Source organism: Gammaproteobacteria bacterium, from assembly GCA_015709635.1.
Classification (GTDB): Bacteria; Pseudomonadota; Gammaproteobacteria; order Burkholderiales; family Nitrosomonadaceae; genus Nitrosomonas.
On record CP054180.1, the window covers coordinates 2,421,827 to 2,441,848 of the forward strand.

Consider the following 20,022-nt stretch of genomic DNA (forward strand, 5'->3'; position numbering starts at 1 on the left):
CAGCGCTTGCCGATAGCCTTCGATAATCAAGAATGATGTCAGTGCCGCCTATTTTACCACTGCCGATTTTCAAACAATGGATTATATACGATGCGAATCCGCACTCAGAAAAACTGCCTGCTTTGCGGCATAACCACTGACGAAGATTTTTGCAGCGCTTGTCAGCGCGATTTACCGCAATTACCCGCCAACCATTGCCCTATTTGCCTGTGGCCGGTGCCAACCGGCGAAATCTGCGGTGCTTGCCTGAAAAAAACGCCGGCATTCACGCGCACCACCGCAGCCTTACGCTATGCATTTCCTGTCGATGCCATGATTCAGGCACTGAAATATCAAAGCAACCTGGCCATCGCAGCAGTTCTGGCAAAGCAACTTATTGCCCGGCTGGAAACGGTCAGTGCGCTGCCTGATATCATCATGCCGATGCCGCTCCACCCGATCCGGCTGCGGGAACGCGGATTCAATCAAGCGATGGAAATCAGCCGTTATATTGCGAAACAACTGGCAATTACTTTGCTGCCGGATGGCTGCAGCCGCATCAAACATACAGCGCCGCAAACCGGATTGCCGTGGAAAGAGCGGCAGAGAAATATCCGCCGGGCTTTTAGTTGTAAAATAGACTTGTCCGGCAGACATGTTGTGATCGTCGATGATGTCATGACTACCGGCGCGACACTCAATGAATTGGCAAAGGTATTACGCCGCCAAGGCGCTACCGAAATCAGCAACTGGGTTATCGCCAGAACTCTGCCGGAAATTAGTCGATTGGGTCCTTATACTTTTTAAATTACCGCATGTTTCACATCGTTCTGCATCAACCTGAAATTCCGCCCAACACCGGCAACATCATCCGCTTGTGCGCCAATACCGGTGCACAGCTTCATTTGGTCAAGCCGCTCGGTTTCCCGCTGCAGGATAAGCAACTGATACGCGCCGGTTTGGATTACCACGAATTCGCTTCAATCAAAGTGCATGAGAATTGGGCGGAGTGCAACCGGAGCTTGCAAGGACATCGCGTGTTCGCGATCACCACAAAGGGAAAACAGCGCTACGACCAAGTGGCATATGCCGCGGGTGATGTTTTTCTATTCGGTGCCGAGAGCTGCGGTCTGCCCGCTCACATCATGGAGACTTTTCCGGAAGCGCATCGTCTGCGCGTGCCGATGGTGGCTACCAGCCGCAGCTTGAATCTATCCAATACCGTTGCCGTTGTCACTTATGAAGCATGGCGGCAAATCGGATTTCCCTCCGGACAATAACGAACGATCACTGCAAATTGAGGCTCTCGCTCAAGATGCGCGGTGTTACAAAAATCAGCAATTCACGTTTGTTATCGACTTTGGTGGTATTACGGAAAACGTACCCTAGCACCGGGATATCGCCCAGCATCGGCACCTTGTTGACCACCTCATTTTCAGTACGATCAAAAATACCGCCAATGACGACAGTTCCGCCATTTTCAACGAGAACCTTGGTCGTTACCGACTTGGTGTTGATCGGTGGCGGCAGGAATTGATTGATCGCCGTGCCGATTTGGTCTTGATTGACATTTAATTCCATATCAACCTGACCATTGTAGGTGATCAACGGTTTAACTTTCAGCCGCAACGTAGCATCGATGAAGCGGATACTGGTGGCGCCACTGCTGGTCGCTTGCTGATAAGGCACCCGGTCACCTTGCTCGATGATCGCTTCTACGCCATGCGCAGTAACCACGCGCGGGCTCGCAATAACCCGTCCTCTCTGATCAGTCTCCAGCGCCGATAATTCGAGATTAATGAGCCGGTTATTATTAATCTTCAATAAACTCAAACCCAGTGCTGCAGGTCCGCCCAATAGACCGGTCGCAGCCGCTGCAGGTAGATTCACATTCAGATTGTCCGAACCTGATGCCGAGCCTCCGCTGGCCAGAGAGCTCGAACTAGCCAGATTACCCGAAATTCCAAGCCCATAACTTCCCACATTGTTTGCATTCTGAATCCCGAAACGGGCTCCCAGATTCCGGCTGAATTGATCAGTCGCCACAACAATACGCGCTTCGATCATGACTTGCCGTTCAAAAATATCCAGTTTTTGGATGCGCTTTCTGATTTCTTCCAATCGGGATGGGATATCGGTGACAGTAACCGTATTACTGATGTCATCCATATTGATCGTGCCGCGTTTGCTAAGCATGCTTTCGAACGACATCGAATTGACCCTGCGATGATTCAAACGAAAAATTTCGGAACGCAACGGTTCCATGTCGGCAATCTGCATCTTCGCTTCCACGTCGAGCAATTCCCGGTCCGCCATTTCCTTACGCGGCGCGACAAAAATGACATTACCCGTCTGCCGTTTATCCAATCCTTGCGCTTGCAACACGATATCGAGCGCGTGATCCCACGGCACATCCTTTAACCGCAGCGTAAGATTCCCTGCAACGGAATCGCTGGCGATGATATTCAGATTGGTAAAATCGGCGATGACTTGTAACACTGCGCGCACTTCGACATCCTGAAAATTAAGCGATAACCGGTCGCCGGTGTATCCGCCGTTGGCGCGTTTCTTTTTCGCTTGCTCTTCCTCATCTTCGCTCAGCGCCCGGACTTCCAGAACAAATCGGGTGCCGGATTGCCGCGCGGAATGTTCCCAGCGTCCGCCCGCTTTGACATGCATCCGGACATTATTGCCTTTCTTAGAGGTTTCAATGGTATGTACGGGTGTTGCGAAATCGACGACATCGAATCGCCTTCTCAAGCTGCCGGGAAGCACAGTATCGACGAATTCGACGAAAATATCGTTATTTTGCAATTGCACATCGACGCTGGTACCGGGTTTTGTCATATCAACCTCAATCCGCCCTTCCCCATTGGCACCACGGCGGAAATCAATATCCTGAAGGCTGTTCACTTGCTGATTCGGAGTTTCCTCCGCAAACCGTACCTCCGAAGCCGTTACCGGACTTTCCCGCACACTGACCAGCTTGATTAACAGGCTATTGCCCTGCGCTTGCATATCGTGCCGCATGAGCCTGGCCAAATTCAACACCAGCCGGGTGCGATCCCCAACCTGCACGATGTTGATGCTGCGCAAATCGCCTTCGGCAGCTTCTTGCACATTTTTGCCCAAGCCGTTGGCAACCTGATGGAAATCAAAATATATCCGGTGCGGATTATCCAATGCGACACCCGTCGGCAGTGTCGGCAATGGCCGATCCAAAGTAAGTTTGGCAATAACTTCACCATTCTGGAAGGTGGAAATATCGATTGAACGGATACTATTACTACTATTCGGCGGTGCTTCCGCAGTGATCGTTTGTTGCGCAAAAACCGCCGCCGCAAAACAAATCAACAGTGCTGCTAATACGATGTTGAGACCATATCTTTTCATCATTATCGGTAGCTTTAGGGTTGTTTATTTTAATTCTTCAGCATGAGTGCACTTGTTTTTTCAATCCATTCATTTACGCCATCTTGCACGATCTCCGATAGTTTAACTTCTGATTCCGATATGTGGTTAATTTTTCCGAAATTCTGACCCAGATAGTTCCCCGTTTGCACACGATACAAAGTACCGTCCGGAGATTTGATCAAAGCAAAAATCTTATCGTGTTGCTGCAATGTTCCGACCATCGACAAGCTTTCCAGCGGATAGGCTTCCAGCACTTCCTTACGCCGCGCCAAGTCCGGCTGAATTCCATTACCGATGGTTTGCACATGATCATTTTTGCGGGGCACAAAGGGGCTGGGAATGTCAAAAGCCTGATAAGTAAAATATTGATACGGCTTAATTTCAGGGAGCGGATCAATCTGGCCTTGCATCCCTTCGCCGGCGCTCTGAACAAAGGCTTCCAAATCGCTAAAGTCATTCTGGCTGCAGGCCGTCAGCAGCGGCAAAAACGCCGCGAATAACACCAGCAGGTATATGCTTCTCATCATCGATCATTTACCTTTTATCATTTACTTTTTACTTGCTTTGTTTACTTGCTTCGCCATTTCTTCCTCATCCAAATAGCGGAACGTCTTCGCGACCGCATCCAAGACCAATTTTCCATCTGTCCCAGGAGCAATAGTGATGTCATTGAGCGTGACAATACGCGACAATCGCGCAATATCGCTGGCAAAAGCGCCAATATCGTGATAACCACCCGTTACCCGGATAGCAACCGGAAGCTCGGCATAAAATGCGTTGATCGTTTCCTTTTCCGCCGGTTTGAACAATTCGAACTGTAATCCTCGCCCCAAACCTGCCTGATTGATATCGACCAGTAACGCTTCCATTTCGGATTTATCGGGAAGCTGCTTCAGCATGGCACTCAGCGATTGTTCTATTTCTCCCAGTTGGGTGCGTAGCGCCGGTAAATTGACCGCACTCCTTTTTTTAATCAAGTAACTATTTTTTAATGTTTCCTCCTCCGCCTGGATTTTCTCCAGCATCGCGGTCTGGTCTTGCCACACTAAAAAATGACCTGCAATAATGATGGCAATAAATAAAATAACCAGGGCGCCAATTTTAATGGGCGCCGGCCAATTTCCCGCTTGATTGATATCGAGCTGACGCAATTCGATGAGCAAGTCGTTCATGCTGAATAGCCTTATGATTTTCCGGGAGGATTGGTAAGCGGTTTTTGCACATCATCAATCGATGTCCGTCTGAGTTTTATTCTCATATTGAACTCATTCTGGCGAATGTTGTTAACCGTCATCGCCTTGATTTCCACTAACAGCGGCGACTCGAGCCACGGCGAAGATTCCAGATTCCGCATCAGCGTGGATATCCAGGCATTGGATTGCGCATACCCCAGCAGCGTAATGTTCTGATCATTCTGCTTAACGCTTTGCAAATACACACCCTCGGGCAGCAATCTCACCAGTTGATCCAACAAGTGCACGACTTCGGAACGGCTGTTCTGTAATGTTTCGACAACATGTTTGCGTGCGAGCAATTCCTGCGTTTGTGTCTTGATATTGCGAATCTCGGCAATCTCGCTATCCAGAACGGCAATACGGTTCTGCAAAAATTGGTTGCGGGCATTCTGATACTCGATATTGCCCGCGATGATGGAATAAATCCCCCAGACAACGAGAACTCCAAGAAAACTCACTGCACCGGCCAGAATCGCAATCTGCTGCTGTCTGGCTTTCCGCTTCAGTTCGCGATGCGGGAGTAGATTGATACGAATCATGATGGATCGAAACTTCGCAGGGCCAAACCGCAAGCGATTAAAAGCGCGGGAGCGTCCTGATTCAATTGGCGCGAAATGATGCGGCTCGATAATTCCATGCCGGCGAAGGGATTCACCACCAGTGTGCTGACCTGGGTGCGTGCCGCAATGATTGCATCCAATCCCGGAATGACGGCACAACCGCCAGCGATAAAAATATAATTGACTTCGGTATATTGCGTTGAAGTATAAAAAAACTGAATGGCGCGCATCACTTCGATCGCCAGCGTCTCACAAAAGGGTTGCAATACTTCCGCCTGATAATTTCCCGGCAGATTCCCTCCGCGTTTGGCGGTTTCCGATTCTTCCAGGGAAAGATTGAATTGATTATGAATCTCCTGTGTCAGCTGATCACCGCCGAAATGCTGATCGCGCGTGTACAGCGACTCGCCGTTCAGCAGCACGTTCACCTTCATGACCGTCGCGCCAATATCAACGAGCGCTATCACCCGGTCTTTCCCGCCGTCTGGCAGTTGATTCAGCGTCAGCTCAAATGCTGTCTGCGCCGCGTAGGGCTCAACATCCACGACGACCGTTTTAAGACCCGCCGCAAGCGCTGCTGCCACCCGGTCTTCCACTTTTTCCTTGCGCGAAGCCGCAATGAGAACTTCCACTTCATCCGGATTATCCGGAACGGATCGGGTAACTTGAAAATCCAGATCAACTTCATCCAATGGGAAAGGAATGTATTGGCTGGCCTCATTCTCCACTTGAAAAACCAGATCTTCCTCACGCTGTCCGGCCGGCACTACAATTTTCTTGGTAATTACATCCGTTGCAGGCAACGCCAATGCCACATTCTTCTGGCGCGTTCCCATACGCTTCCAACTGCGCTGCAAACTTTCAGTCACGGCTTCCATATTGGCAATTCCGCCATCCTGCATGGCATCCGCCGGTAAGGATTCTATGACATAGCGTTCGATACGATAGGCCTGATTGCTTTTGCCGGCCATCGATAATTCAACCATTTTGACCGATGAGGAGCTAATATCCACACCGATCAATGACGGCGACTTCAACTTCAGGAAGTCTAAATTGATATCAAAATTTCCCTTGAACATTGTTCAGTTAGAAGCGATACTCGCGCTTGGCATTATAAATACACTCTATGAGTTTAATATATAAACTGCTCATCGTCTGAAAAAAATCCAAGTTTATTCAGCGGATTGAGAAAGCTGTTGCTGATTCTGACAGAATCCGGGAAATTCTATTCAAAGAAAAACAATAAATATACCCTTTATAACTCTGTATTTTAACCGTTTCATTGCGTAATTATCCATGTTTGCTCGCTGGTTGTACTACTTTTTTGTCACATTATCCGCTTTAGGCTTGATTGGTGTGTTGCTGGCAGGCTTTGCCGGGTTGGTTATATATTCCAATTTACCGTCACTGGACACACTGACCGATTACCGCCCCAAAATACCATTGCGCATATATAGCAACGAAGGCCTGCTCATCGGTGAATTTGGCGCGGAGCGCAGAAATGTGGTCAGTATTTCCGAAGTACCGGAGCGTCTCAAGCAAGCAATTCTTGCAGCAGAAGATGATCGTTTCTACGAGCATGGCGGTGTCGATTATCTCGGCGTATTGCGCGCCGCCTATTCCAATTTCTCAGCAGGCAGTGTACGCCAAGGCGCGAGCACCATCACCATGCAAGTTGCGCGCAATTTTTTTCTGACAAGGGAAAAAACAATCACCAGAAAACTGAGCGAAGCGCTATTGGCGTTCAAAATTGAACATAGCCTCAGTAAAGACAAAATCTTGGAACTGTATGTCAATCAAATTTATTTGGGACACCGCAGTTACGGTTTTGCCGCAGCAGCGCAAACCTATTTCGGCAAGTCATTGCAGGAAATAAACATTGCCGAAGCCGCCATGCTGGCCGGATTGCCCAAGGCACCCTCGAGCTATAATCCGATCAGCAATCCTAAGCGAGCCAAAAACCGACAGTTGTATGTACTGGGGCGGTTACATAAATTGAATTATATTTCCAGTGATGAGTTGAGCGAATTGGAAAAACAGCCCGTTGCCGTGAAGAAACAATCGACAGCCTTTGCCATGCGGGCTGAGTACGTTGCTGAAATGGTACGCCAGGTAATCTACGACCGCTACCAGGAAGAAACCTACGATAAAGGCATCAAAGTCTATACCACATTGCGTCAGTTAGATCAGGAAGCGGCTTATCAGGCATTACGCAAAAATGTGATCGAATACGACAGACGCCGCGGTTACCGCGGCCCCGAAGGGTATATCGATCTGGCCAAGCACGGCGCCAATCAGGAAAAAACGCTGGACGATGCGTTGGATGAGGTTAATGATAGCGATGATATTTACGCAGCTATCGTATTGACTGCCAAGTCCAATGCCGTACAAGCGTACAAAAAAGGCGGAGAGATCATTGAAATCACGGGCGATGGCCTTAAATTCGCACAGAAATTTCTGACCGATAAAAAAGAACCCAGTAAAAAATACATCATCCCGGGTTCGCTGATTCGTATCCAGAAAAATCAGAAACATATCTGGCATATTGTTCAACTGCCGGAAATAGAAGCCGGACTTGTATCCATTGATCCTAATGATGGCGCCATTCACGCTTTAATCGGCGGTTTTGATTTTTACAAAAATCAATTCAATCATGTCACACAAGCGTGGCGGCAACCGGGCTCCAGTTTTAAGCCTTTCATTTATTCCGCTGCACTGGAAAAGGGTTTCACACCGGCCACCATCATTAACGACGCCCCACTCTCGTTCAGTGCCGCGCAAACCGGCAGCCAATTATGGGAACCGAAAAATTTCGATGGAAAATTTGAGGGGCCGATGCGCATGCGCACTGCATTAACAAAATCCAAGAACCTCGTCTCGATCCGGATATTGCAGGCGATCGGCATTCAGTATGCGCAAGATTACATCACGCGATTCGGTTTCGATGCCAGCCGCCATCCCCCTTATTTACCAATGGCACTCGGCTCAGGTTCAGTAACACCGATGCAAATGGCTGCGGGATATGCAGTTTTTGCCAATGGCGGCTTCCGAGTCGCGCCGTATTTCATCAAGCGGATTGAAGATGAGAAAGGCAATATCGTCGAACAATTTCAGCCCGTATCGGTCACCAATGGAGCAAAACGTGTCATTGATCCGCGTAATGCATTTATCATGACCAGCATGATGCAAGATGTCATCAGTCATGGCACCGCCGTCAAGGCACGACAATTGGGACGAACCGATTTGGCAGGAAAAACCGGCACCACCAGTAATTTTGTCGACGCCTGGTTCTGCGGCTTCCAGAAAGACTTGGTAACCATCGCCTGGACCGGATATGATGAACCGAAGTCGTTAGGAAATAATGAGACGGGCGGACGAGTAGCTTTGCCGATATGGATGGATTACATGGGACCAGTTCTAAAAGGTGTTCCAATGGCAGAGTACAGACCACCAAGTGGTGTCGTTACCGCTAAAATTGACTCGGCTACAGGGTTCAGGGAATCAAACGGCGATATGACCGAATTTTTCTTTAGTGAACAATTACCGCCGCTGAATGAAAATCCGATTGATCATGCACCCAGAGTTACAAGAGAAGTGCAGGATCAATTGTTTTAAAGTCGCTACCTTATTTAGTCATCCCTGCAAAACACTTAGAGCCTGCATGAACTGCAGGAATCATCAAATTTTAGACGGCATTGATCCCTGAGAATTTATACTATTCGCATCAAAACACTGAGAGAATCAAGAGGAACTGAAATGCCGACCGATGATTTTTTCCGAGCGCGTCTCGATCAGATAATTGATCTGCGTCATCCCCTGGCAGTGCTGTCGAATCGACTGCCGTGGGCTGATATTGAAGCAGCACTTGTCCCTGCTTTTGAGCGTAAAAACCGTCAGGGTGAAGTGTTGGAGATCAACGATCTTTTTGGCACAACATTGGCGATTGCCAGTGGGGGCGTGAGCACTGCGGGTCGCCCCCGCTTGCCGATCCGGTTGATGGCATCGTTGCTGTATCTGAAGCATGCGTTCAACCTCAGTGACGAAGAGCTGGTGGTTCGCTGGTCGGAGAATGTGGTGTGGCAGTATTTCAGCGGCGAGGAATATTACACATCGAAGTTGCCGTGTGATGCCACCCAGATTGGCCGTTTCCGCACCGCCATTGGTGAAGCTGGTGTTGAGAAGCTGCTGAAGGCAACGATTGACACTGCGGTGCACACCAAGGCGGTCAAACCGGCTGAATTCAAACGAGTGATTGTTGACACGACAATTCAGGAAAAGGCAATTGCGCATCCGGTGGATAGCCGGTTACTGGAAATTGCTCGCGGCAAGATTGTGCAAGCAGCCAGACGGGCTGGCATCACCTTGAAGCAAACCTACGCCAAAGAAGGCAAGGCGCTGCGCCGAAGGGCAGGCGGCTATGCCCACGCCAGGCAATTGCGGCGTCTGCACAAAACCGTTAAACGCCAACGCACGATCCTTGGTATCGTGCTGCGGGAGATCCAGCGCAAACTGGCAACCGTGACGACGGTCTGTGCCGCATCGCTGCAGCAATTGACCACGCTATTGGAACGGGCAGGACGGATTCATAAGCAGCAACCCAAGGACAACAACAAACTCTATGCATTGCACGCACCGGAAGCCGAATGCATCGGCAAGGGCAAAGCACGCAAACCTTACGAGTTCGGAGTTAAAGCCGGCATTGCTGTTACGCACAAAAGCGGCCTGATAGTCGGTGCCAGAACCTTTCCTGGCAATCCCTACGATGGTCATATTCTCCACCAACAGCTCGAACAAACGCACAGGCTACTCGAAGATACCGGATCAATACCGAAGCAGGTTATTGCCGATCTCGGGTTCCGGGGAGTGGATGCTGACAATCCGGCAGTGGAAATCATCCATCGCGGCAAGTACAAGTCGCTGACGAAACCGCAGCGGCGCTGGCTCAAGCGCCGGCAGGCCGTGGAACCTGCAATCGGGCATCTGAAGTCGGATCACCGAATGGATCGCTGCTGGTTACCAGGTCAGTTGGGTGATGCACTGCACGCTGTGTTATGTGCGGCTGGCTACAATCTGCGCTGGCTGATGAGAGCTATACACCGTTTGGGCATCAAGAATTCTTTATTGCGACTTGCGCTGCTGCAACTGATCAACACCTTTTACACAAAACGTTCGTTTGTCGGCATGACTGTGTGAATTTTGCAGGGGCGACTATTTAGTTTTACAGTCTCCTTTTTAACCAGTTGGCAGCATCCAATGCAAAATAAGTTAAGATTCCATCAGCACCTGCGCGTTTGAATGAAAGCAGCGCTTCCAACACGCAGGCTTCTTCATTTAGCCAGCCGTTAATCGCAGCAGCTTTGAGCATGGCATATTCTCCGCTCACTTGATAAACAAATGTCGGTGCGCCATACTGATCCTTCACGCGCCGCACAATATCCAGATAAGGCATGCCAGGTTTGATCATGACCATGTCCGCCCCCTCATCCAAATCCAGGCCAACTTCCCACAAGGCTTCATCGGAATTTGCCGGATCCATCTGATAGGTATATTTGTTCCCTGCACCAAGGTTTGCCGCAGATCCGACCGCATCGCGAAATGGTCCGTAAAAACTGGAAGCATACTTTGCCGAATACGCCAATATGCGGGTATGAATAAATTGCTGACTGTCTAAGCTACTCCGGATCGCTGCAATGCGTCCGTCCATCATGTCCGAAGGCGCCACAACATCCGCTCCCGCTTGTGCGTGCACCAGCGCTTGCTGACACAAAACATTCACAGTCTCATCGTTCATTACGTAACCGTTTTGATCAATCAGGCCATCCTGACCATGACTGGTATAGGGATCCAATGCGATGTCTGTGATGACGCCCAGCTCAGGGAAATTTTTCTTTAATTGCCGGACAACTCTGGGTACTAATCCTTCCGGATTATAGGCTTCGCTTGCCGTCAGGTTTTTCAGTTCAGTATCGATAACCGGGAAAATTGCAAGTGCTGGGATACCAAGCTGCAAACATTCTTCAGCTTGCACCATTAAAAGATCAAGGCTTTGTCTGACAACACCCGGCATTGATTTAACATTCTCGCTGCGATTCTTTCCATCCAATACAAAAACAGGATAAATCAAATCATCCACATGAAGATAAGATTCCTGCATAAGACGACGAGAAAACTGGTCGCGACGCATACGTCGCATTCTTTTTTGCGGAAATTGGCTGATTGAAAACATAAAAAGAGTAAAAATACAAATAAGATAAAAAAAATCTATTGCTTAGCGGAACTAACACAGGCAACAGCCTCTCTTAGGAGAGGACATTCTTGATCGTCCCCCTGTCTTTCCTCCCTGAGACAGGGCCTTAAGTGATATTAAGGCGATTCCCCCCGGTTTTACTCCCCTTTAACCGGGGGCTTTTTTTATTCATCTTCCTTCTCGTGCCTTATGCAAGGCATTGATCGGGATTTAGCCATGCATTAATAACGGCTGCAGCATTTTCAACACCGCTTCCTGCCAAGCTAGAAAACAATTGTACAGTGCATCCCGGATAAGATTTATTCAAATATTGAGTCACGCTTTGCAACGTCATATGTGCTTTCTGCTTACTCAACTTATCAGCCTTAGTCAATAAAATATGAATGGCTTTTCCTGTTGGCGCAAACCAGTCCAACATTTGGATATCCAGTACTTTTAACGGGTGACGGATATCCATTATCAACACCATGCCTTTAAGCGATTCCCGAGTTTGCAAATATTGTTCCAATAATTTCTGCCAATGCTGTCGTACACTATCAGGAACTTTGGCGTAACCATATCCGGGCAAATCAACGAGAAATTGATTTTCGTTTAATTGGAAGAAATTGATATGTTGCGTACGCCCAGGTGTTTTACTTACAAAAGCCAGACGATTTTTATTAGCAAGTGTATTTATAGCGCTGGATTTACCAGCATTAGATCTTCCTGCAAATGCTACTTCAATCCCTGAATGCTGTGGCAAGTCACGAATATCATTTACAGTAGTATAGAAAGTTGCGTTCTGAAATGGGATCATATTATGTCTTTCGAGATAGCTAACTTTTGCCTACACATTTCATCTTTAGCAATTAAAATCAATCCTTCCAACACTAAGTTATCAACAGTATTATTAATCGGAAATTTAATCAATGGAACTAATAGAGTCGCACCTCCGCCACTTATGATGCAGCTTATGTCAGTTTGATGCAATCTTTCCGATAAAAGACTGTGCATATGTTCAATAGCGCCTACCAGACAATGAATGATTCCACTATGAATTGCGTTATTCGTATTAACGGGAAAATCTTCATAAGCACCCGTCTTAGCCTGATCTAATTGGGTACTAAAGCACAGACTGTTCTGCATCAAATGCACACCGGGTAATATGACACCACCTAGAAATTGACCAGAATCGGATAGTGCATCAATGGTCACAGCGGTACCGGCATTAATTACTAAGCAAGCCTTATGTTCAATCTTCCAGGCAGCAATTAAAGCTGCCCAACGATCACTTCCTAGCTGCTTGGGGTCAGAGTAGCCATTCAAAACACCACATTGAAACAAGCCGGACTGAAGCCATATCGTTTGAGCAATCCAGCGGGAAATCAATTCACAGATTTCATTTCTGGTCTCTTGACGTGCAACATGGGAAATTAAAATGATGTCAGGTTCTGGCAGTTTATCAAATTCGCTTTTTAAATGAGAAACATGTTCATAGTCTATCTTACTTTGTATTATCCACTGATCATCGTGAAATAATCCCCATTTTATAAAAGAGTTGCCAGAATCAATTGCTAATATGGTAGTCATTAGTTTAAAACTAATCAGTCAAACGCATAGAAATATCGCCGACAATGTATGAATTTCTACCAGCTGAGGTTAGTAAACAAATTGATCCATCGTCGTTTATGCCATCTACCACACCGGAAACAAACGAATTATGTGGAAGAAATAGTCTCACGTTCTTACCATGATAAGCATGGTAGCTAATCCATTCATCTTTAAAATAAGAAAATCCGTGCACTTCGAAATCAGATAGGATGCTACATAGCTCCAGTAGCAATGCACCAAAAATTTCATTGCGATCTAAATGCTGTCCCGTGATTTGGAATAAATCAATAGCATTTTGTTGAATAATAGATCTGATAGAACTTGGAAGATTAAAATTAATGCCAATACCAATTACTGCATCTGCAGGGCCAATCATTTTTCCACGTAGCTCAACCAATACTCCACCCAATTTACTGTTGTCATAAAGGATGTCATTAGGCCACTTAAGGTTGATTTGATTTACTGAGAAGGATCTTAAAACCCGAACAATTGCAACACCAATCACAAGGCTGAGACCAGTTAAAACAGACGCGCCGTTTTCAAAGCGGCGCAACATAGAAAAAGTAAGTCCACTACCTAAATCACTATGCCATGAACGACCTATTCTCCCGCGTCCTTTAGTTTGAACTTCAGCAGCAGCAACAACTATTCGATTATCATTTAGTTGATATTGCTTGATATTACTCAATAAATAATTGCTTGTAGAATCAATTATATTGAAAACATTGAGATCTATTATCGGGGTTAAATGAGATGTGAATTTTAGGGCTTTATCTTTGTTCAATAAGCCTATAAGCTTCTTTGAAAAATTCTCATGCACAGCAAACTTTGAATTTTTTTATTCTTATTTCCAATATTCCCAGGAATTAAAAATCCGCTAATAATCTTACAACATCCTGAAAGAGTATAAAAATAAGGTTTTATAAAATAAATTATGATCTTGCTATTCTCTGAAAATGCAATAATTGCTGATTATCATATTTTAATCTTCTTGCGCTTTCTGCTTGTACTTGGCTCGAGCAAACTGATCCATTGCAAGCGAAGGATTACTTTAGTTGCGCTACTAATCAGCCTGTTAAATACAAGTCATCTTGTAACTCTGAACACAGGGAATTATATCCGTAGAGATTTGAAATCTAAAAATGACTGATAAAAATATATCAACAAATACAAACAAACAGAGATAATCTTATGCAGCGGTTAATTTATCATTAACTTCAGCTTTATCAGCAGGGCGATCAATAAGCTCCACTAGTGCCATAGGAGCGTTATCACCTTTTCGATAACCACATTTTAGGATTCTAATATATCCACCGGGGCGTGCAAGATATCTTGGTCCTAATTCAGCAAATAATTTAGTTACGTTTTCACGGTCACGCAATTTATTAAAAGCAATACGTCGATTAGATAAAGATGATACTTTTCCCAAAGTAATGACAGGTTCTACATATCTTCTAAGTTCTTTGGCCTTCGGTAGGGTTGTAGTTATAACTTCATGCCGCAAAAGTGAATTACTCATATTGCGAAACATTGCTGATCTATGACTGCTAGTACGGTTTAATTTTCTAAATGCAATACTATGACGCATGGTTTTGATCCTTAGATATATTCTCTAAATTTGCTGGTGGCCAATTATCCAGCTTCATTCCAAGAGTTAGCTCACGTGCAGCTAATACTTCTTTTATTTCGTTAAGTGATTTTCTTCCCAAGTTTGGTGTTCTCAGTAATTCAGCTTCGGTACGTTGAATTAAATCACCAATATAATAAATATTCTCGACTTTCAAGCAATTTGCAGATCTAACAGTAAGCTCAAGATCATCAACTGGTCGTAACAGAATAGGGTCTATCTGAGGTGCTTGAGGTTTCTCTTTCAGTATTGGTGTACTTTCCAGATCTGCAAATACTGACAATTGTTGAACTAATACTCGTGCAGCATAGCGAATCGCTTCTTCAGGCTCAACTATTCCATTTGTTTCTAGATCAATTACCAATTTATCTAAATCTGTTCTTTGTTCCACTCGCGCACTTTCGACTGCATAACTTACACGTCTAATAGGACTAAAAGAAGCATCAAGAAAAATCGTTCCTATATCTCTTTCAATATTTACATTTTTTCTGATTGCAGCAGGTACAAATCCTCTTCCTTTTTCAACTCTTAATTCAATATCTATTTTGCAATCAGAAGTTAGATGAGCGATGATATGTTCGGGATTAATGATTTCAACATCATGCCCTGTTTCTATATCACCGGCAGTAACAACTCCCTTACCAGCTTTTCTTAAATATAAAGTAGCTTGATCATTGTTATGTAATTTTAAAACTATGCCTTTGATATTCAGTAATATATCAACAATATCCTCTTGCACTCCATCCAAAGCTGAATACTCATGCACAATACCAGCTATTTTAACTTCAGTTGGAGCGAAACCAAACATTGAGGATAAAAGAATTCTTCTTAATGCATTACCTAACGTATGACCATAGCCCCTTTCAAAGGGCTCCATAACAACTCTGGCGTGCAGGGGAGATATATTCTGAACATCAATAATCCGCGGTGTAAGCAGCTCCGTACCGAGCATATATAATTCCTTTGCTGCAAAGCAATTGTAATGTGAAATAATTATTTAGAATACAATTCTATAACTAATGATTCATTGATTGATGACGGCAGTTCTGCTCGATCAGGTCTTGTTTTATAAGTACCTTTTATTTCCTTAACATTGACTTCTATCCATGAAGGAAAATTCCGGTTGCTAGCCATCTCAATTGCCGTCTTAATACGCAAATGATTTTTTGAATTTTTATCAACTTCTACAATATCACCAGCTTTTACTATGTAGGAAGGAATATTAACGCGATGGCCATTTACTAAAATCATATTATGTCTAACTATCTGTTTTGCTTCAGATCTAGACGATCCGAAGCCCATATGATATGCAACATTATCAAGGCGACTTTCTAAGAGCTGAAGTAAATTATCACCAGTTACACCACGATGCTTATCCGCTAATTTATATATGTTACGAAACTGTCTCTCTAATACACCATATATTCTTTTTATTTTTTGTTTTTCGCGAAGTTGAACTCCATAATCAGACAATCTACCTTTTTTCTGACCATGTTGACCAGGAGGATAATTTCTCCGTTCTATCGCGCACTTATCAGTAAAACACTTTTCGCCCTTCAAGAATAATTTCTCACCCTCTCGTCGACATTGTTTACATTTTGGTGCAAGATTTCTAGCCAATTTTCTCTCCTCAGATACGACGTTTTTTTGGTGGTCGGCAGCCATTATGCGGCACTGGTGTTACATCTGAAATGCTTGTAATTTTAAAACCTGCTGCATTTAAGGCTCTTACAGCTGAATCTCTCCCAGGTCCCGGTCCTTTCACTCTAACTTCAAGATTCTTCACACCACAATCAATAGCTATTTTACTGGCATTTTCAGCAGCAACTTGTGCAGCAAAAGGAGTACTCTTACGTGATCCTTTGAAACCGGCACCACCTGAAGTGGCCCATGATAATGCATTTCCTTGCCTATCTGTTATAGTAATAATTGTATTATTAAAAGAAGCATGAATATGAGCTATACCTTCAGAAATATTTTTTTTGATTTTCTTCCGTGCTCGAGAAACTGCCTTAATCATTATAAAAATCCTTGTTTACTTTTACGTTTACTTCAATAAAGTCGCTATCGAGCGCGTATTGCTTTTCTTGGGCCTTTTCTAGTTCTTGCATTTGTTCTAGTTCGTTGACCACGTACAGGAAGTCCTCGGCGATGTCTTAATCCTCTATAGCAGCCTAAATCAATGAGTCTTTTTATATTCATCGAGATTTCTCGTCGCAAATCACCTTCAATTGTGATCTTAGCAATATAATCTCGCAAATGATCTATTTGCTCTTCGGAAAGATCTTTCAATTTTTTGTCTGTTGCAATTCCGACGGCTTGACAAATATTTTTTGAATTCGATCTCCCAATACCGTAAATCGCAGTTAGTGCAATACCAACATGTTTATGATTTGGTATATTAATGCCAGCAATACGTGCCATTTATATTTTCCTATTTTAATCTTCGCGTATTTTTAATAGTTATCCCTGTCGTTGTTTATGTCTCGGGTCTGTACATATCACTCGGACAATTCGATTACGTCGTATAATTTTGCAATTCCTACAAAGTATTTTAACAGATGCATTTACTTTCATAATATATATGCTATAAATAAATAATTACGGACAATTTCTAATTATCAAACTTAAATTCAATTACTTAGCCCGGAAAGTTATTCTTGCTCTCGTAAGATCATACGGAGTTAAATCTACTGTAACCTTATCTCCAGGCAATATTCTTATGTAATGCATGCGCATTTTTCCTGAAATATGTCCTAATACAATGTGCCCATTTTCTAATTTTACTCTGAACATTGCGTTAGGCAATGTTTCTAGAATTTCACCTTGCATTTGAATTGTATCTTCTTTCGCCATCTCTTATCACCAATAAGTTATCTTGCTGGTAATTTCATATTACTACTGCTATTTTTAAAATTTGTTTTCTTTAACAAGCTATCGTATTGAGATGACATAATGTGCGATTGAACTTGCGACATGAAATCCATAGTCACAATTACAATAATTAGAAGAGATGTTCCTCCAAAATAAAACGGAACATTCCATTTAAGAATTAGAAATTCAGGCAACAAACAGACTAGGGTAACATAGATTGATCCCGATAATGTTAAACGTAACATTATTTTTTCGATATAGCGCGTTGTTTGCTCTCCTGGTCTTATACCTGGTATAAAAGCCCCACTCTTTTTAAGATTATCTGCAGTCTCCTTAGGATTAAATACAAGCGCAGTATAGAAGAAACAAAAGAAGATTATCATTATGGCATATAAAATTACATATAGCGGTTGCCCAGGTGATAAGGCAGAACTAATATCTTTTAACCATGTAACAGATTCGTTATTTGCAAACCAACTAGCTAAAGTAGCAGGAAATAAAATAATACTTGAAGCAAATATTGGCGGTATAACTCCCGGCATATTTAGCTTTAAAGGTAAATGCGAACTTTGTCCTCCATAAACTTTTTGCCCAACCTGACGTTTGGCGTAATTGACTAAAATTCTTCTTTGACCTTTCTCAACAAAAACAACAATCCCCGTAACAAAAGCCGCAGCTACAAATATTCCAAAAGCTATCAAAAAATGCATAGATCCAGTACTTACCAAATCTAAAGTACCACCAATAGCACTTGGAAGACCTGCCGCAATCCCTGCAAAAATAATTAGGGAAATTCCATTTCCGATACCACGTTCTGTGATTTGTTCGCCTAACCACATCAAGAAAATAGTACCAGTTACTAGTGTAATCACCGTGGTAAACATAAAGGAATAGCCAGGATTTATTACCAAGCTTTCTTGTGATTGCAGAGCGATAGAAATTCCATAACTTTGAACAAGAGCTAAGATAACTGTTCCATATCTCGTATACTGCGCAATCCTTCTTCTTCCACTTTCTCCTTCTTTTTTTAAAGCCTCAAGGAATGGGATTGCAACCGTACCTAGCTGCATTATAATTGAAGCTGATATATAAGGCATAATACCAAGTGCAAATATCGAAAATCTAGAAAGAGCGCCTCCGGAGAACATATTAAACATTCCCAGTACACTATTTTCTTGAGATTCAAATAAATCTTTTAAAACAATTGGATCAATACCTGGCACCGGAACATGTGCACCAATCCTATATACTATTAGTGCAAATAATAAAAACCATAAACGTCTTTTAAGATCAGCAAATTTATCGATCGGAAAATTCGACATACTTTATATTTACTTTAATTAAAATTTATGAAGTAGATCGATCTAATGCTTGCATTATATTATGCACACCTTTACTAACTGTAATATCTTTAAAATGATATTTTTGATTACTCTGCCCTGCTTTAAATATTTTTATTTTGTTAATTTTCTTTGAAACAATATTATACTTTATCAATGTATCTAAGTTAATTTCTGTTTCAGGAATGATACTCAAATCACTTAATCTTAAGCTATAAGATTGTCGACTCTTTAAACTTGAAAATCCTCTTTTTGGTAAGCGTCTTTGAATTGGCATTTGTCCACCTTCAAATCCAACTTTATGAAACCCGCCTGCTCTAGATTTCTGCCCTTTATGTCCCCTTCCACAGGTTTTTCCTAATCCAGAACCTATTCCGCGCCCTAATCTCAATTTACTTTTCTTTGAACCATTAGCTGGTTTAATTGAATTAAGATACATAATCAATCACACTTAATTAAATAATTTATCTTATTAATCATTCCTCGAGTTTCAGGTGTATTTGCAAGTATACGCGAACTATTTAGTCTTTTTAATCCTAAGCCAATAATAGTGGCCTTATGCGATTTTTTTGTTCCTATTACACTTTTTATAAGAGTAATTTTTATTGCTTCTTTTTTATTAGAATCAATCATTACCATGCCCCATTATTTCTTTTATAGATTTATTGCGCTTTGCAGCAATATTGGCTGGTGTATTCATTTTAGTAAGGCCTTTGAGTGTTGCTCTTACAACATTATACGGATTTGTTGAGCCAATACATTTTGCTAATATATTAGTCATACCCATCACTTCAAATATAGCCCGCATTGGACCACCTGCTATTATGCCAGTACCTTCCGGTGCAGGCTGCATATATATTTTAGCTGCGCCATGCGACGCGGTAATCGGATGGTAAATTGTCCCGTTTTTTAATTTAATTTTTATCATTTTTCGGCGAGCTTCATCCATTGCTTTTTGAACCGCAACAGGCACTTCGCGCGACTTGCCCTTCCCCATACCCACACCGCCATCTCCATCACCAACAACTGTTAGAGCAGCAAATCCCAATATGCGTCCACCTTTAACGACTTTAGTTACTCTATTAATAGCAACCATCTTTTCACGTAAATCGTCGCTACTTTCTTCTGTTCCTATCATTTTAACGCTCATATATCC

At 43.6% G+C, this 20,022-nt stretch carries 24 protein-coding genes; 4 read left to right on the plus strand and 20 right to left on the minus strand.

The window, feature by feature from the left end; genetic code table 11:
- The first annotated feature begins 90 nt into the window (after positions 1-90).
- Both HRU78_11585 and HRU78_11590 read left to right on the plus strand, forming a co-directional pair.
- Positions 91-786 (plus strand): ComF family protein, encoded by a 696-nt coding sequence (locus HRU78_11585; protein QOJ24205.1) that lies wholly within the window; start codon positions 91-93, stop codon positions 784-786.
- An 8-nt stretch (positions 787-794) separates the two neighbouring features.
- Positions 795-1,259 (plus strand): tRNA (cytidine(34)-2'-O)-methyltransferase, encoded by a 465-nt coding sequence (locus HRU78_11590; GenBank protein QOJ24206.1) that lies wholly within the window; start codon positions 795-797, stop codon positions 1,257-1,259.
- A gap of 7 nt (positions 1,260-1,266) precedes the next feature.
- On the opposite strand, the gene pilQ is transcribed toward HRU78_11590, so the two are convergent.
- From pilQ to HRU78_11615, 5 genes are read right to left on the minus strand one after another with little or no spacing between them, the layout of a single operon-like run.
- Positions 1,267-3,372, minus strand: coding sequence for a type IV pilus secretin PilQ (gene pilQ, locus HRU78_11595; protein ID QOJ25037.1), 2,106 nt, complete (start codon positions 3,370-3,372; stop codon positions 1,267-1,269).
- 29 nt (positions 3,373-3,401) lie between these two features.
- Positions 3,402-3,920 (minus strand): pilus assembly protein PilP, encoded by a 519-nt coding sequence (locus tag HRU78_11600; GenBank protein ID QOJ24207.1) that lies wholly within the window; start codon positions 3,918-3,920, stop codon positions 3,402-3,404.
- A gap of 21 nt (positions 3,921-3,941) precedes the next feature.
- Positions 3,942-4,565 (minus strand): type 4a pilus biogenesis protein PilO, encoded by a 624-nt coding sequence (locus HRU78_11605; GenBank protein ID QOJ24208.1) that lies wholly within the window; start codon positions 4,563-4,565, stop codon positions 3,942-3,944.
- Between the two features lie 11 nt (positions 4,566-4,576).
- The gene (locus HRU78_11610; protein QOJ24209.1) at positions 4,577-5,167 is read right to left on the minus strand and encodes a PilN domain-containing protein; all 591 of its coding nucleotides are present in this window, start codon (positions 5,165-5,167) and stop codon (positions 4,577-4,579) included.
- Positions 5,164-6,267, minus strand: a complete 1,104-nt coding sequence (locus tag HRU78_11615; protein ID QOJ24210.1) for a pilus assembly protein PilM — start codon at positions 6,265-6,267, stop codon at positions 5,164-5,166. The genes HRU78_11610 and HRU78_11615 overlap by 4 nt, the downstream gene beginning before the upstream one ends.
- 217 nt (positions 6,268-6,484) lie before the next feature.
- Here HRU78_11615 and HRU78_11620 point away from each other — a divergent pair, with 217 nt between their 5' ends.
- Positions 6,485-8,803, plus strand: a complete 2,319-nt coding sequence (locus tag HRU78_11620; GenBank protein QOJ24211.1) for a penicillin-binding protein 1A — start codon at positions 6,485-6,487, stop codon at positions 8,801-8,803.
- Between the two features lie 141 nt (positions 8,804-8,944).
- Positions 8,945-10,381 (plus strand): IS5 family transposase, encoded by a 1,437-nt coding sequence (locus HRU78_11625; GenBank protein ID QOJ24212.1) that lies wholly within the window; start codon positions 8,945-8,947, stop codon positions 10,379-10,381.
- A 25-nt stretch (positions 10,382-10,406) separates the two neighbouring features.
- Here the strand turns inward: HRU78_11625 and hemB are convergent, their stop codons facing one another.
- The 15 genes from hemB to rpsE form a co-directional block, all read right to left on the minus strand.
- Entirely contained in the window at positions 10,407-11,414 is a 1,008-nt protein-coding gene (hemB, locus tag HRU78_11630) for a porphobilinogen synthase (GenBank protein QOJ24213.1), read from the minus strand.
- Between the two features lie 208 nt (positions 11,415-11,622).
- Entirely contained in the window at positions 11,623-12,231 is a 609-nt protein-coding gene (locus tag HRU78_11635) for a YihA family ribosome biogenesis GTP-binding protein (GenBank protein ID QOJ24214.1), read from the minus strand.
- Entirely contained in the window at positions 12,228-13,004 is a 777-nt protein-coding gene (locus tag HRU78_11640) for a type III pantothenate kinase (protein ID QOJ24215.1), read from the minus strand. The genes HRU78_11635 and HRU78_11640 overlap by 4 nt, the downstream gene beginning before the upstream one ends.
- A 10-nt stretch (positions 13,005-13,014) precedes the next feature.
- Positions 13,015-13,809, minus strand: a complete 795-nt coding sequence (locus HRU78_11645; GenBank protein QOJ24216.1) for a biotin--[acetyl-CoA-carboxylase] ligase — start codon at positions 13,807-13,809, stop codon at positions 13,015-13,017.
- A gap of 405 nt (positions 13,810-14,214) precedes the next feature.
- Positions 14,215-14,613 carry a 50S ribosomal protein L17 gene (gene rplQ / locus HRU78_11650; GenBank protein QOJ24217.1) on the minus strand — a complete coding sequence of 133 codons (399 nt, stop codon included), beginning with the start codon at positions 14,611-14,613 and terminating at the stop codon, positions 14,215-14,217.
- Positions 14,603-15,604, minus strand: coding sequence for a DNA-directed RNA polymerase subunit alpha (rpoA, locus tag HRU78_11655; protein ID QOJ24218.1), 1,002 nt, complete (start codon positions 15,602-15,604; stop codon positions 14,603-14,605). Before rpoA ends, rplQ begins: the two co-directional genes overlap by 11 nt.
- A gap of 41 nt (positions 15,605-15,645) precedes the next feature.
- Entirely contained in the window at positions 15,646-16,272 is a 627-nt protein-coding gene (gene rpsD, locus HRU78_11660; protein QOJ24219.1) for a 30S ribosomal protein S4, read from the minus strand.
- Positions 16,273-16,282: 10 nt separating this feature from the next.
- Entirely contained in the window at positions 16,283-16,672 is a 390-nt protein-coding gene (gene rpsK / locus HRU78_11665) for a 30S ribosomal protein S11 (GenBank protein QOJ24220.1), read from the minus strand.
- 44 nt (positions 16,673-16,716) lie between these two features.
- On the minus strand, positions 16,717-17,076 hold the full coding sequence (rpsM, locus tag HRU78_11670) for a 30S ribosomal protein S13 (protein ID QOJ24221.1): 360 nt from the start codon (positions 17,074-17,076) through the stop codon (positions 16,717-16,719).
- A 39-nt stretch (positions 17,077-17,115) separates the two neighbouring features.
- Entirely contained in the window at positions 17,116-17,229 is a 114-nt protein-coding gene (gene rpmJ / locus HRU78_11675) for a 50S ribosomal protein L36 (GenBank protein ID QOJ24222.1), read from the minus strand.
- Positions 17,230-17,289: 60 nt separating this feature from the next.
- Complete coding sequence (gene infA, locus HRU78_11680; GenBank protein QOJ24223.1) at positions 17,290-17,508, minus strand: translation initiation factor IF-1; 219 nt, start codon at positions 17,506-17,508, stop codon at positions 17,290-17,292.
- Positions 17,509-17,525: 17 nt separating this feature from the next.
- Positions 17,526-18,848, minus strand: coding sequence for a preprotein translocase subunit SecY (gene secY / locus HRU78_11685; protein ID QOJ24224.1), 1,323 nt, complete (start codon positions 18,846-18,848; stop codon positions 17,526-17,528).
- A gap of 25 nt (positions 18,849-18,873) precedes the next feature.
- On the minus strand, positions 18,874-19,305 hold the full coding sequence (gene rplO / locus HRU78_11690) for a 50S ribosomal protein L15 (GenBank protein ID QOJ24225.1): 432 nt from the start codon (positions 19,303-19,305) through the stop codon (positions 18,874-18,876).
- 2 nt (positions 19,306-19,307) lie between these two features.
- Positions 19,308-19,499, minus strand: coding sequence for a 50S ribosomal protein L30 (rpmD, locus tag HRU78_11695; protein QOJ25038.1), 192 nt, complete (start codon positions 19,497-19,499; stop codon positions 19,308-19,310).
- Positions 19,492-20,016: a 30S ribosomal protein S5 gene (rpsE, locus tag HRU78_11700; GenBank protein QOJ24226.1), complete on the minus strand. Its 525-nt coding sequence runs from the start codon at positions 20,014-20,016 to the stop codon at positions 19,492-19,494. Before rpsE ends, rpmD begins: the two co-directional genes overlap by 8 nt.
- Positions 20,017-20,022 lie beyond the last annotated feature (6 nt).